Origin of the sequence: Denitromonas halophila, assembly GCF_007625155.1 — a bacterium.
GTDB classification, from domain to species: domain Bacteria; phylum Pseudomonadota; class Gammaproteobacteria; order Burkholderiales; family Rhodocyclaceae; genus Nitrogeniibacter; species Nitrogeniibacter halophilus.
The window spans coordinates 46,077-58,829 of the sequence record NZ_VMNK01000006.1 but is presented as its reverse complement, the minus strand read 5'-3'; the positions used below and the strand labels follow the sequence as shown (position 1 = coordinate 58,829).

Below are 12,753 nucleotides of genomic sequence, written 5' to 3'. Positions count from 1 at the left end.
GGGCGCCAGCACGATTTCTTCTCACGTCTAGACGGCCCTACTCGTATGCTGCTCATACCTGCTATCGACCTCAAGGATGGTCATTGCGTCCGCCTCAAACAGGGCGAGATGGACGATGCCACCGTGTTCTCCGAAGATCCGGGCGCGACCGCCCGGCATTGGCTCGACCAGGGCGCGCGTCGTTTGCACCTGGTAGATCTCAATGGTGCGTTTGCCGGCAAACCGGTCAACGAAAAGGCGATCAAGCAGATCGTTCAGGCCGTGGGCGATGACATTCCGGTGCAACTCGGCGGCGGTATTCGCGACCTCGAAACCATTGAGCGCTACCTCGACGACGGCATCAGCTACGTGATCATCGGTACCGCTGCGGTCAAGAATCCCGGCTTTCTGCAGGATGCCTGCAGCGCCTTCCCGGGTCACATCATCGTGGGCCTCGACGCCAAGGATGGCAAAGTCGCGGTCGATGGCTGGTCGAAGCTGACAGGCCATGACGTGGTGGATCTGGCCCTGAAATTCGAGGATTACGGCGTGGAAGGCGTGATCTACACCGACATCGGCCGCGACGGCATGCTCTCCGGCGTGAACGTCGAGGCCACGGTGCGACTCGCCCAGGCGCTGCGCATTCCGGTGATTGCCAGCGGCGGCATCGCGTCGATGACCGACATCGAGGCGCTGTGCGCGGTCGAGCACGAGGGCGTGACCGGTGCGATTACCGGTCGGGCCATCTACGAAGGCACGCTCGATTTCCGTGCCGCACAGGCCCGCGCCGACGAACTGGCAGGCTAGAGATGCTCGCAAAACGGATCATCCCCTGTCTGGACGTCAGTGCCGGCCGCGTCGTTAAAGGCGTGAATTTTGTCGAACTGCGCGATGCGGGCGATCCGGTCGAAGTGGCGCGTCGCTACGATGAGCAGGGGGCTGACGAGATCACCTTTCTCGACATCACCGCCAGTTCGGACGACCGCGACATCATCCTGCACATGGTCGAGCATGTGGCCGAGCAGGTGTTTATCCCGCTGACCGTCGGGGGGGGCGTGCGCACCGTGGCGGATGTCCGCCGCTTGCTCAACGCGGGCGCCGACAAGGTCAGCATCAACACCGCGGCCGTGACCAATCCGGAGATCGTCGCCGAGGCCAGTGGCAAGGTCGGCAGTCAGTGCATCGTGGTCGCCATCGACGCCAAGCAGACCGCGCCGGGCAAGTGGGAGGTGTTTACCCACGGCGGCCGCCGCAACACTGGGCTGGACGCCATCGAATGGGCGCAGCGCATCGAAGCGCTGGGCGCTGGCGAGATCCTGCTCACCAGCATGGACCGTGACGGTACCAAAAACGGCTTTGACCTCGGCCTGACCCGTGCCATCTCCGACGCGGTGCGCATCCCCATCATCGCCAGCGGCGGTGTCGGGACGCTCGAGCATCTGGCGCAGGGCGTCTCCGAGGGGCGCGCCGATGCGGTGCTGGCCGCCAGCATTTTCCACTTTGGCCAACACACCGTGCACGAGGCGAAAACCTATATGCGTGAGCGCGGCATCGAGGTGCGCCTGTGATCGAACTGCCCAATCGCTGGCTCAACGACATTGTCTGGGACGACCACGGCCTGGTGCCGGTCATCGCCCAGGACGCGGCGACCGGCGACGTGCTGATGTTCGCCTTCATGAACCGCGAGGCGCTGGCCTTGACCGCCGAACGTGGCGAGGCGGTGTATTGGTCGCGGTCGCGGCGTAAGCTGTGGCACAAGGGCGAAGAGTCCGGTCATACCCAGAAGGTGCTCGAGATCCGCACCGACTGTGACAACGACGTGGTGCTGTTGAAGATCGAGCAGACGGGCGGCATCGCCTGCCACACTGGACGCAAGAGCTGTTTCTTCCAGCGCCTCGGCGAGTCCGGGCAGTGGGAAGCGGCAGACCCGGTTCTGAAAGACCCGAAGGAGATTTACGGATGATCGATATCGAAGTGCTGCACCGTGTAGCCGCGACGCTTGCCGAACGCAAGGCCGCTGACCCGGACGCGTCCTACGTCTCCAGCCTGTACGCCAAGGGCACGGACGCGATCTGCAAGAAAGTGGCCGAAGAGGCTGCAGAGACGATCATGGCGGCCAAGGATGGCAACCGCCTGCATCTGGTCTGGGAGATCACCGACGTGTGGTTTCACACCATGGTGTTGCTGGCGCACTTCGGTCTGACGGTCGATGATGTGCTGGCCGAGCTCCGTCGTCGTGAAGGCGTATCGGGCATCGACGAAAAAAAATCACGCACAGCAGGGTAAACCACGCTTATGTCTGACTGCATCTTCTGCAAAATTGCGTCGGGTGACATCCCGGCCAAAAAGGCTTTCGAGGATGACGACATGGTCGTTTTCCACGATATCAACCCGGTCGCGCCAGTGCATCTGCTGGCGATCCCGAAGAAGCACATCGCGTCGCTGGCCGACGCCGCGCCGGCGGATGCGCTGGTGATGGGCAAGCTGCTGCAGACCGGTGCCCGCCTGGCCGTCGAGCAGGGTTGCACCGAGGGGTTCCGGACGCTGATCAACACGGGGCGGGTCGGAAGGCAGGAGGTGTATCATCTGCACATTCATTTCGTTGGCGGGCCGGACGTATTGCCCCCCATGTTGAAGCGTTGAGGAGTTATTAATGGGTTCATTCAGTATCTGGCACTGGCTGATCGTTCTGGTCATCGTGATGCTTGTTTTCGGCACCAAGAAGCTGCGCAATATCGGCCAGGATCTGGGTGGTGCGGTGAAGGGCTTCAAGGACGGCGTGCGTGAGGCCGAGAACACCAGCGAGTCGGCCAAGCCTGAGCAGCTCGATGGCAAGACCATCAACGCGGAAGCCAAAGAAAAGATCAACAATTCTTGATCTGACCCCAGGTCTGACACGAGGGGCGAAGCAGGTCGGCCCCTCGTTTTTGCTTTCGTCTGCGCAGGAACGTCATGTTTGATATCGGTTTCACCGAACTCATGATCATCGCCATCGTCGGTCTGGTGGTGATCGGTCCCGAACGCCTGCCGAAAGTGGCGCGAACCGTCGGTCACATGCTGGGGCGCTTGCAGCGCTATGTCGGCGATGTGAAGTCCGATATCCAGCGCGAAATGCACCTGGAAGACCTCAAGAAGCTTCAGAAAGAAATGACCGATTCGGCGCGCGATCTCGAAAGCGGGCTGCGTGGGCAGGCCGCGGCCGTCAAGGCGGACCTTGACGACACCGCCAAATCGGTGAATTCCGCGGTGAGCGGAGAGGCGGCGCCTAAAGTGATCGATACGGCCACCGCCGACGCCGATGCCGAAGCCGCGCTCAAGGACGCCGAACGGGCGATCGCCCAGACCGTCGCCGACGATATCGCGGCCGGCCACGCTGTGACCCCGCGCGACGACAACCAGATGGCGCTCGGCCTCGACAATGTTGCGCCCGCCGGTGCGCCCAAGGAGTCCAAGGCGTGACCGAGACCCAGGAAACCTTTGTTGCGCATCTCGTCGAGCTGCGCGACCGCCTTTTGCGCGCGGTTGGCGCAGTCTTGCTGGTGTTCTTCTGCCTGATGCCCTGGGCCGGTCAGATCTACGACTTGCTCGCCCTGCCAATGATGCAGGCGTTGCCCGAAGGCACGCGCATGATCGCCACCGGTGTGGTCACGCCTTTCTTCGTGCCGGTGAAAGTGACCCTGATGGTCGCCTTCGTTTGCGCCTTGCCGGTCGTGTTGTATCAGGCCTGGTCTTTCATCGCGCCGGGCCTCTACGCCCATGAAAAGCGTCTCGGCGTTCCGTTGGTGCTGGCCAGTACCTTGTTGTTTCTGGCGGGCATGGCGTTTTGCTACTTTTTCGTGTTCAAAATGGTGTTTGCGTTCATCAACGAATTCGCACCGAAGAGCATTACGCCCGCGCCGGATATCGAGCAGTACCTGTCTTTTGTCATGACCTTGTTCATGGCCTTCGGGCTCACCTTCGAGGTGCCGGTTGCCGTGGTGCTGTTGTCCAAGTTTGGCGTGGTGAATCAGGCCAAACTGAAAGAAGCGCGCCCTTACGTGATCGTCGGAGCCTTTGTCATCGCGGCCATTGTGACCCCGCCCGATGTGATCTCGCAGTTCATGCTGGCGGTGCCCATGTGGCTGCTGTATGAGGTCGGTATTTTGTGCGCCCGCTTTGTTGCGGTGCGCGAAGAGGGTGCGCCCGACGAGGCCGAGCCAGCCAGCGACGTGAGCCGGAACTGATCGGTCGATTGGGGAGCCTTGCCCTACTGAGGGCGGGGAATCGTCGGTCGGCGGCCGATCTTGACCGGCAGCTCAATCACCTTTTTTTTGCGGCGGACCGTGAAGCGCGCGTCCGCCCCCGGTGCGAGCGCAGCCACCAGTTCAAGCATGCGTTGAGGGCTGGCGATGGGGTGAGTGCCAATGCCGATCAATACGTCGCCGGGCTGAATTCCACCTTTGTCGGCGGGGCCGCCGCGCATGACGCCGGCGATCAAGGCGCCTTCGGTGTCAGGTAAATTGAAAGATTCGGCCAGCTCCGGCGTGATGTCCTGAATTTCGACACCGATCCAGCCGCGCGTCACACGACCGGTGCGGATGATCTGGTCCATGACATCCTTGGCAAAGGTGACCGGTATGGCGAAGCCGATGCCGAGCGAGCCGCCCGAGCGGGAATAGATGGCGGCGTTGATGCCCACCAGGGCGCCATCGCTATTGACCAGCGCGCCGCCCGAGTTTCCGGGGTTGATCGCCGCATCGGTCTGTATGAAATTCTCGAAAGTGCTGATGCCCAGATGGCTGCGTTGCAGCGCCGAGACGATGCCCATGGTCACGGTTTGGCCAACGCCAAACGGATTGCCGATGGCCAGCACAACGTCGCCGACGGACAGCGACTCGGTGGGAGCGAAGCTTACTGCCGGCAGTGCGCCGCCGGCTTCAATGCGCAGGACGGCCAGATCCGTTTCGGGGTCGCGGCCTACCAGTTTTGCCTCGAACTTGCGCCCATCGTTCAGCGCGACTTCAATGGCATCGGCGGCTTCGATGACATGGTTGTTGGTCAGAATGTAGCCATCGGCGCTGGCAATGACGCCCGAGCCGAGACCCGAAGTACGTTGTTCTTGCCGCGGACCGAGACGGTCGCCGAAGAAATGACGGAAAATCGGGTCATCGAGGAAGGGGCTGCGCTGTGACTGCATCTCTTTGCTGGTAAAGATATGCACCACGGAGGGGAGCGCGGTGCGGGCGGCTTTGGCATACGATCCGGGGGAGTCTGTCGCTGCGCCCAGGGTCGCGGCGGCTGGCGCCTCGTTTTGCACTACAACCACCGGGGCTTGTGGTCTGAGCCAGTCAGGTTTGAACGTGGACAGCACGAATACGACCGCCACTGCAATGGTGACCGCCTGGGCGAAGGTCAACCAGAGACGATGAATCATGGGTGGCGCGCCAGCTTGGCCGCGCGAACGACGGGAAGGAGGACGGACATATGCAATTGACGGAGCTTCAGCGCTATCTGGATGTGCTGCTTAATGTGGCCGCGATGAAGGATTATTGCCCAAACGGTTTGCAAGTGGAAGGAAGGGCTGAGGTCGCTCGCGTGGTTTGTGGTGTCACAGCCAGTCAGGCCTTGCTTGATGCGGCGGTCGAACGGCAGGCCGATGCGGTGCTGGTGCATCACGGCTATTTCTGGCGGGGTGAAGACGCGCGGGTGGTCGGTCTGCGCAAGCGGCGGCTGGGCACGCTGTTGCGTCATGACATCAGCTTGCTGGCGTATCACTTGCCGCTGGATGTGCATCCTGACTTGGGCAATAACGCACAGTTGGCCCGTCGAATGGGCTGGATGGTGACCGGAAGCTTCGGTGAGCAGTCGCTGGGCCTGATCGGTGATGTGCCAGTGGCTCAGCCCGCCAGCGCACTCGCAGCGCAGCTTGGCGCAACGCTGGGGCGTGAGGCGCAGTTGGTCGGCGATGGTGGCCGGATCGTGCGGCGGGTGGCGTGGTGCACTGGCGCGGCGCAGTCTTTTCTTGAATCTGCTGTGGCGGCGGGTTGCGATGCGTTCGTGTCGGGGGAGATCTCCGAGCCGACGGTGCACCTGGCGCGGGAGTCAGGTGTGCCCTATATCGCGGCGGGACATCATGCCACCGAGCGCTATGGGATTCAGGCGCTAGGCGAGCATCTGGCCGAGCAATTCGGTCTGGACTGCCCGTTTGTGGATATCGACAATCCGGTCTGAGTGCCGCAAGTCAAGAGTGGCGGCAGCCGCGGGATCGCCGCGCATGCGCGGGCGGATTGGCTCAGTCGTCGCGCTTGCGGTTGAAGCCGCCGAGCAGTTCGGTGGCGGTGAAGCCGTCATCAGCATTGGCGTCGGTATCCAGCCCTTTTGGCCTGGCGGGCGGGGGTGTTTCGTCGGATTCCGGCCGCGGCGGAATGTCGGCCTTGGTCTTTTCTTCGTCCTCGGGCACGGTCGTTTCGTCGTCCTCGAGCGTGGGTGTATCGCCTGACTCGAGTGCAAAGTCGAGATCGGGGAGTGTGGTTTCGGTCATCGAAGGCGTGATGTCGGCGTCGTCGAGGCTGAAGATCGGCTCCGCGGTGGCTGTGTCGAGCGGCGTGCTGAAATCGATTGGCGCCTCGTTGGCTTCCGGCGCGTCTGACGCTGACGTCGCCACTTCCGGCGTTTCTGCATTGGGCTCGGCGTCGACAGCTGCCACCGGGATGTCGACGGCGCCGGTATAGGGGCCAAGTTGGTCTTCGAGTACCGCCATGAGCATCAGCAGATCGTCAATCACGGCGATGGGGAAGCCCTGCCGCGCGCCATCGCGATTGTCTCGCAGCAGGCGCTGAATATACGCCTGACAGTCGACGGTCATCCAGCTGCTAGTGAGCGCCTTGACGATGTGCGCCATTTGTTCGACCGACTCACTCGTTTGGCGTGCAAGGTCGAAGTCGTCCCACGCCACAACCTTGACGTTGAAGGTCTGGTTGAGCTGGCGGGTGATGACTTCGAAGTCTTCACGCATGTCGGCAGTACGGTAGACCTCCAGCAACTTCAGCCACGGCGCAACCGCCTGCTTCGGGTTGTTGCGGATGAACTCGGCCAGGGTTTCGGCGGCGCCTTGAATGCGGCCGAAAGACATCATGATGTCGGCGAGCTCGACAGCGGATTCGTGTTCTTCGGAAAGATCGGCTTCTTCGATCGTGATGGGGGCAACGCTGTGTTGCAGTTCGGCGGGGGCGGATCCGTCCCAGTCGATTGGCGAAAAATCAAAGCTCTCGGTGCTCGGCGCTGGCTGGGTCACGAGGGGCTTGACGGAGCGGGGCTCGGCGTTCGTCGCCCTGTCTTCGTTCAGGAAGCCGTCTGCGTCTTCGCTCGCGCGTCGTCGGCGGAGCAGCCAGATGACCACCCACGCGGCCAGAAGCGCGGCGAGGCCGGCAGGCAGCCAGGATTGGGCGGTCGCCAGCCAGTCGGCGGCGGGTGCGGGTGCGGGCGCCGGCGCAGCCGCTGGTACCGTGGGTGCGGTCGGGGCTGGTGTGCTCGCTGGCGCAGCCGGCGCCGGGGCGTCTTGTTTGACGACCTCGTCGGACAGCGTTTTGTGCAAGGCCTCGATACGTTCGATGCGGTCGGTGAGTTCGAGCCGGGCGGTAATCTGTTCGTCAAGCAACATGATCAGTTGCTGCTCGCGGCGCAGCAGATCGCGCTCGGCGTCGGAGGTGCGATCAATCAGGCCGGGGTCGCCCAGTTGGCGGGACAGCTTGAAGCCGCCGAAGTCCGGCACATCGCCGGAGAGCGTCAGTCGGTCGCCGCTGTCGGCGGCGGGGGGCTCGACCGGCGCTGGCGCCGGTTCGGCCGCAAGCGCCGGTGGCGGTGTAGCGGCACGCTCAGGTGCCGGGGGCTCGACGGGCGCGGGCTCAGGTGCGCGTGCGACAGGCTTTGGCGCAGTGGGGGCCGGATGGGCTGCGATGATCGCTTCACGGTCTGGCAGGACGAGCGTGGTGCCCGCGCCAAGGGTTTGCTGCGATGAGCGAATGCTGCGGTCACCGCTGTTGAGTTTGCGTGTTGCCCGGATAAAACCGATCCGGTCTTTTCGGCTTGACGGGTATAGCTGGCGCGCAAGCTGGTTGATGGAGGCGCTATCAGGCAGCGTCCAGGTGCCACCGAGTTCGCTCGCCGACAAGGCGGGCGACGCGGGTGCGCGCGCTGCGGGCGGGCTTGGGCGAGATGCCGGAACTGCGACCTGTGGGGTTGCAATGGTGCGGACCGGTGAGGGCAGCAGCAGGGTATAGGTGCGTTTCAGGCGCGCTTGGCAGGTTTCTTCAAGCGTGAGCCGGACGATGGGGTCGAGAACGGCTTGCGTCCGTGTGACGACAGCGACGGGCTTGCCGGCGCGCATCTGGAGGCTGACCAGCGCATTGCGCACGGCGGGGATGCCGTCCGTTGGGTCGGCGCCCGGGATGACCCGCAGGCAGCTGCTGTCGTCTTTGGGGCCGACGCCGTAGAGCCGGACCTCGGTGCGAAAGGGTTCTCCGATGGCCGATTGGCTGAGGATTTCGCCAAACCCGATAGCGTGCGACGCGCCGGGAATCGACGCGAGGGCGCAAAGCAGCAGTGAGGACTTGCTCGATAACGACTTCATCGTTCAGTCGGAAAAGCCTTATGAATTCTGGCGATCGCGAAATTATTTGAAGAACATTGTAATGAACTTGCGCGCGTTTTGGCCCTTTGTCATGGGCTCGTGCACAAAATTGCACACATCGGGGTGATTGCGAGCGGCAGGGGGCGCTGTGAAGACGCGGTATCATGTAGCGGTCTCCATACGATTGCGTACGTTTTTATGAATGCCAAATTGTCAGGCGGCGTTGGTCGCCAGCGCGCGCAGGTTCGGCGCATTGAGGTTGAAGGTTTTTTTCGGGACGACGGCCTCGTGGAGCTCGACGCAACACTGGTCGATCTCAAGGATGTCGATTACCCCCTCGCCGCCGGCGTTCGCAAAAAGGGTGATCCGGTGCATCGCATGCATGTGTCGGTGTTGATCGATCATGGTTTCACCATTCTGGATGCCCATGCCGAGTTGGCGTGGGTGCCGTATCCGGGCGGGTGTGAGCGCATCGGACCGGCTTACGATGCCTTGGTCGGAATGAACCTGATGAAGGGGTTTCGCGAAGCCATTCGCGCGGCGTTCTTTGGCACCAGGGGGTGTACTCATGTCTCTGAATTGCTGTTGAGCTTGCCGACCGCTGCAGTGCAGACCTTTGCAACGTTCATGAAGGACTCCGCCGACGCGGGCGAGAAACCATTTCAGCTGGACCGTTGCCATGCGCTGGCGACCGACGGCGAGACGGTTCGTCAGTATTACCCGACGTGGTATCGGCCGCCAGCAGCGGGTTCGGGCGACGCCGAAGACGGCGACGTCTAGGCGCGGACGCGAGGTGAGCGTTGGGTGCTTGATTTCGGGCCGCGGCAAGGGGGCGCGGTCGGTCGGAATTCGGTTATAATTACAGGGCTTTCGCCGTGCGTGGGTTCGCGCACGCCGCGGATGCGTGTCGCGCATCGGCGCTTTGTCGCTGAGGCAACGGCATATGCCGGACGAGGGAGATCGGCAGATGTCGTGGGGTGAGTGCCCCGAATTGACCCGTTCAACCTAATGTCCGTGTTCTCTGTGTGGAGACGCGGCTTCTATCGAAGGGCAACCATGAAGATTCATGAGTATCAGGCAAAAGAGCTGCTGAGAAAGTATGGCGTCGTCACCCCGCGTGGCATTCCGTGCTTCTCGGTGGACGATGCGGTCAAAGCGGCCGAAGAGCTGGGCGGCAAGATCTGGGTGGTCAAGGCACAGATTCACGCCGGTGGCCGTGGCAAGGGCGGTGGTGTGAAGCTCGCCAAGTCGATCGACGAGGTGAAAGCGCTGGCCGGAGAGATTCTGGGCATGCAGTTGATCACGCATCAGACCGGCGCAGAGGGCCAGAAGGTCCGTCGTCTGCTGATCGAGGAAGGTGCTGACATCCAGAAAGAGTACTACGTTGCGGCGCTGACCGACCGTGCAACTCAGTCGGTTGCCATGATGGCCTCCTCCGAGGGCGGCATGGACATCGAGGAAGTGGCTGCCAAGACGCCGGAGAAGATCATCAAGGTCTTCGTCGATCCGCTCGTCGGCCTGACCGATGCGCAAGCGACCGAACTGGCGACCGGAATTGGTGTTCCGGCCGGCTCCGTCGACAAGGCTGTCGACGCGCTCAAGAAGCTCTATACCTGCTACATGGAAACCGATGCCTCGCTGGCGGAAATCAACCCGCTGATTCTGGAAGGTAACGGCAACATCAAGGCGCTGGACGCCAAATTCAATTTCGACTCCAACGCGCTGTATCGTCACCCGGAGATCGTCGAGTACCGCGATCTGGACGAAGAAGACGCAGACGAAGTCGAGGCCTCCAAGTACGACCTGGCCTATATCAGCCTGGACGGCAACATCGGTTGCCTGGTCAACGGCGCCGGTCTGGCCATGGCGACCATGGATACCATCAAGCTGTTCGGTGCTTCGCCGGCCAACTTCCTGGACGTTGGCGGTGGTGCAACGACCGAGAAGGTGACCGAAGCCTTCAAGATCATGCTTCAGAACCCCAAGGTGAAGGGCATTCTGGTGAACATCTTTGGCGGCATCATGCGTTGCGACACCATCGCCACCGGCGTGGTCGCAGCAGCCAAGGAAGTCAATCTCTCCGTACCGCTGGTGGTGCGCATGAAGGGTACCAACGAAGACATCGGCAAGAAGATTCTCGCCGAGTCCGGGTTGCCCATCATTTCCGCCGACAGCATGGCCGAAGCCGCGACGAAAGTCGTTGAAGCGGTCAAGTAAGGAGAGTTTCGAATGTCTATTCTGATCAACAAAGACACCAAGGTTATCACCCAGGGCATCACGGGCAAGACCGGTCAGTTCCACACCGAGAAGTGCATCGAGTACGCAAACGGCAAGAACTGCTTTGTCGCTGGTGTGAACCCGAAGAAAGCGGGCGAGTCCATCTTTGGCGTGCCCATCTACGCGTCCGTCAAGGAAGCCGCGGCTGAAACCGGCTCGACCGTGTCGGTCATCTATGTGCCGCCTGCGGGCGCTGCTGCTGCGATCTGGGAGGCCTGCGAAGCCGATATCGATCTGGCGATCTGCATCACCGAGGGCATTCCGGTTCGCGACATGCTGGAAGTGCGCAACAAGATGAAGCAGAAAGTTGCTGCCGGCGGCAAGGAAACGCTGCTGCTCGGTCCCAACTGCCCGGGTCTGATCACGCCGGACGAAATCAAGATCGGCATCATGCCGGGCCACATCCACCGCAAAGGTCGGATTGGCGTGGTGTCCCGTTCGGGCACATTGACCTATGAGGCCGTGGGTCAGCTGACCGAAATCGGTCTGGGCCAGTCGTCTGCTGTCGGTATTGGTGGCGACCCCATCAATGGCCTCAAGCACATCGATGTGATGCGCATGTTCAATGATGACCCGGATACCGATGCGGTCATCATGATCGGCGAGATCGGCGGTCCGGACGAAGCCGAAGCGGCGCGTTGGTGCAAGGACAACATGAAGAAGCCGGTGGTTGGCTTTATTGCCGGTGTGACTGCACCTGCGGGCAAACGCATGGGCCATGCCGGCGCGTTGATTTCGGGCGGTGAGGACACGGCTGACGCCAAGCTTGCCATCATGGAAGAATGCGGTTTCACTGTGACGCGCAACCCGTCGGAAATGGCTAAGCTGCTCAAAGCCATGCTCTGAGCGTCGCCAGATGAAAAAGCGCCGGCCTTGGCCGGCGTTTTTTTTCGACTGGATATTCTACTTTCGTTATATTGTTGGCCGCCCGATGGCCAATTGTTGTGTGAAAATGTGTCACTCTCGTCGAGCAAGGCGGGTGAAGTCTTGCGGTCGGATGCCGTAGACCTCGTGGTCGAAGCCGTTTTGGCGATGGCCGAGTCAAGTTAGCGGCCAGGCGTGACGCGCCATGCGCGCTGGTAAGGTGGCGTGTTGATGGAATCACTGGATCGGGAGAAGTCTGCTTTGCAAATGGCGTCGCGCACCGATACGGGGAGGATGCGTCAGCGCAACGAAGATGCGTGTCTATTCGACGATGCGTCTCGCTGGGCGGTGCTGGCCGACGGCATGGGTGGCTACCAGGGGGGCGATGTGGCCTCCCGGCTGGTCGTCGATAGTCTGGCGGCGAGTCTGCGGGGGAGCGAAGCAACGTCGGTCTCCCAGATGCTGGCCGAATTGCGTCAGGCAACGATGCGTGCCAATACGGATGTGATTGCTGCAGCGAGAAAAGACCGGGACCTGCACGGCATGGGCTCGACCGTGGTGGCCTCGCGTTTTCATGACAACACCTTGCTGGTGTCTCACGTCGGCGATTCGCGGATGTATCGCTATCGGCCCGACGAACTCGTGCAGCTGACGCGCGATCACTCCTTGTTGCAGGAGCAGGTCGATGGCGGCATGATGAGCGCTGATGAAGCGCGGGTAGCGCCGGGGCGCAGTCTGCTGACGCGCGCGCTGGGTGTGGAGCCTGCCGTTGTGCCCGATGTGGCGCTTCACGAGGCGCGGGTGGGTGATGTCTATCTGATGTGCTCCGACGGTTTGACCGATATGCTTGATGACGAAGACATCGCGCTGGTGTGCGAGACCTTGTCCGCTAATCTGACGCTGGCGGCAGATCATCTGATCCAGCTTGCCAACGACCGGGGTGGTCGTGACAACATCACCGTGGTTTTGATCAAGGTTCTGCAGCCCTTCCCGGCGCGCAGAACGTAGCAGGGCAACAACAGGGA

At 62.0% G+C, this 12,753-nt stretch carries 15 protein-coding genes; 13 read left to right on the top strand and 2 right to left on the bottom strand.

All coding sequences use genetic code 11. The features are described 5' to 3' along the window. Positions 1-45 precede the first annotated feature (45 nt). The 8 genes from hisA to tatC all read left to right on the top strand — a co-directional run bounded on the left by hisA (position 46) and on the right by tatC (position 4,202). The gene (gene hisA, locus FHP91_RS07265; RefSeq protein ID WP_144308945.1) at positions 46-786 is read left to right on the top strand and encodes a 1-(5-phosphoribosyl)-5-[(5-phosphoribosylamino)methylideneamino]imidazole-4-carboxamide isomerase; all 741 of its coding nucleotides are present in this window, start codon (positions 46-48) and stop codon (positions 784-786) included. A 2-nt stretch (positions 787-788) separates the two neighbouring features. Next, positions 789-1,547, top strand: coding sequence for an imidazole glycerol phosphate synthase subunit HisF (gene hisF, locus FHP91_RS07260; RefSeq protein WP_144308944.1), 759 nt, complete (start codon positions 789-791; stop codon positions 1,545-1,547). Positions 1,548-1,552: 5 nt separating this feature from the next. Continuing rightward, positions 1,553-1,942, top strand: coding sequence for a phosphoribosyl-AMP cyclohydrolase (hisI, locus tag FHP91_RS07255; RefSeq protein ID WP_186301491.1), 390 nt, complete (start codon positions 1,553-1,555; stop codon positions 1,940-1,942). Next, entirely contained in the window at positions 1,939-2,265 is a 327-nt protein-coding gene (locus FHP91_RS07250; protein WP_144179350.1) for a phosphoribosyl-ATP diphosphatase, read from the top strand. The genes hisI and FHP91_RS07250 overlap by 4 nt, the downstream gene beginning before the upstream one ends. Positions 2,266-2,274: 9 nt before the next feature. Then, positions 2,275-2,622, top strand: coding sequence for a histidine triad nucleotide-binding protein (locus FHP91_RS07245; protein ID WP_144308943.1), 348 nt, complete (start codon positions 2,275-2,277; stop codon positions 2,620-2,622). Between the two features lie 10 nt (positions 2,623-2,632). Beyond that, entirely contained in the window at positions 2,633-2,857 is a 225-nt protein-coding gene (gene tatA / locus FHP91_RS07240; RefSeq protein WP_144179352.1) for a Sec-independent protein translocase subunit TatA, read from the top strand. Positions 2,858-2,931: 74 nt separating this feature from the next. Beyond that, positions 2,932-3,438: a Sec-independent protein translocase protein TatB gene (gene tatB, locus FHP91_RS07235; protein WP_144308942.1), complete on the top strand. Its 507-nt coding sequence runs from the start codon at positions 2,932-2,934 to the stop codon at positions 3,436-3,438. Then, the gene (tatC, locus tag FHP91_RS07230; RefSeq protein WP_144179354.1) at positions 3,435-4,202 is read left to right on the top strand and encodes a twin-arginine translocase subunit TatC; all 768 of its coding nucleotides are present in this window, start codon (positions 3,435-3,437) and stop codon (positions 4,200-4,202) included. The genes tatB and tatC overlap by 4 nt, the downstream gene beginning before the upstream one ends. 23 nt (positions 4,203-4,225) lie before the next feature. Here tatC and FHP91_RS07225 read toward each other — a convergent pair whose 3' ends face one another. Further along, positions 4,226-5,389, bottom strand: coding sequence for a Do family serine endopeptidase (locus tag FHP91_RS07225; protein ID WP_144309334.1), 1,164 nt, complete (start codon positions 5,387-5,389; stop codon positions 4,226-4,228). A gap of 53 nt (positions 5,390-5,442) precedes the next feature. Between FHP91_RS07225 and FHP91_RS07220 the strand changes: the two genes are divergently transcribed. Further along, the gene (locus tag FHP91_RS07220; protein WP_144308941.1) at positions 5,443-6,189 is read left to right on the top strand and encodes a Nif3-like dinuclear metal center hexameric protein; all 747 of its coding nucleotides are present in this window, start codon (positions 5,443-5,445) and stop codon (positions 6,187-6,189) included. Positions 6,190-6,250: 61 nt separating this feature from the next. On the opposite strand, the gene FHP91_RS07215 is transcribed toward FHP91_RS07220, so the two are convergent. After that, the gene (locus FHP91_RS07215; RefSeq protein WP_144308940.1) at positions 6,251-8,587 is read right to left on the bottom strand and encodes a FimV/HubP-related protein; all 2,337 of its coding nucleotides are present in this window, start codon (positions 8,585-8,587) and stop codon (positions 6,251-6,253) included. Positions 8,588-8,785: 198 nt separating this feature from the next. Here FHP91_RS07215 and FHP91_RS07210 point away from each other — a divergent pair, with 198 nt between their 5' ends. The 4 genes from FHP91_RS07210 (at position 8,786) to FHP91_RS07195 (ending at position 12,736) form a co-directional block, all read left to right on the top strand. Beyond that, positions 8,786-9,367, top strand: a complete 582-nt coding sequence (locus tag FHP91_RS07210; RefSeq protein WP_144309333.1) for a DUF2889 domain-containing protein — start codon at positions 8,786-8,788, stop codon at positions 9,365-9,367. Between the two features lie 276 nt (positions 9,368-9,643). Then, positions 9,644-10,804: an ADP-forming succinate--CoA ligase subunit beta gene (gene sucC / locus FHP91_RS07205; protein ID WP_144308939.1), complete on the top strand. Its 1,161-nt coding sequence runs from the start codon at positions 9,644-9,646 to the stop codon at positions 10,802-10,804. Between the two features lie 12 nt (positions 10,805-10,816). Then, the gene (sucD, locus tag FHP91_RS07200; protein WP_144308938.1) at positions 10,817-11,710 is read left to right on the top strand and encodes a succinate--CoA ligase subunit alpha; all 894 of its coding nucleotides are present in this window, start codon (positions 10,817-10,819) and stop codon (positions 11,708-11,710) included. A 249-nt stretch (positions 11,711-11,959) separates the two neighbouring features. Continuing rightward, positions 11,960-12,736: a Stp1/IreP family PP2C-type Ser/Thr phosphatase gene (locus FHP91_RS07195; protein ID WP_222105136.1), complete on the top strand. Its 777-nt coding sequence runs from the start codon at positions 11,960-11,962 to the stop codon at positions 12,734-12,736. Positions 12,737-12,753 lie beyond the last annotated feature (17 nt).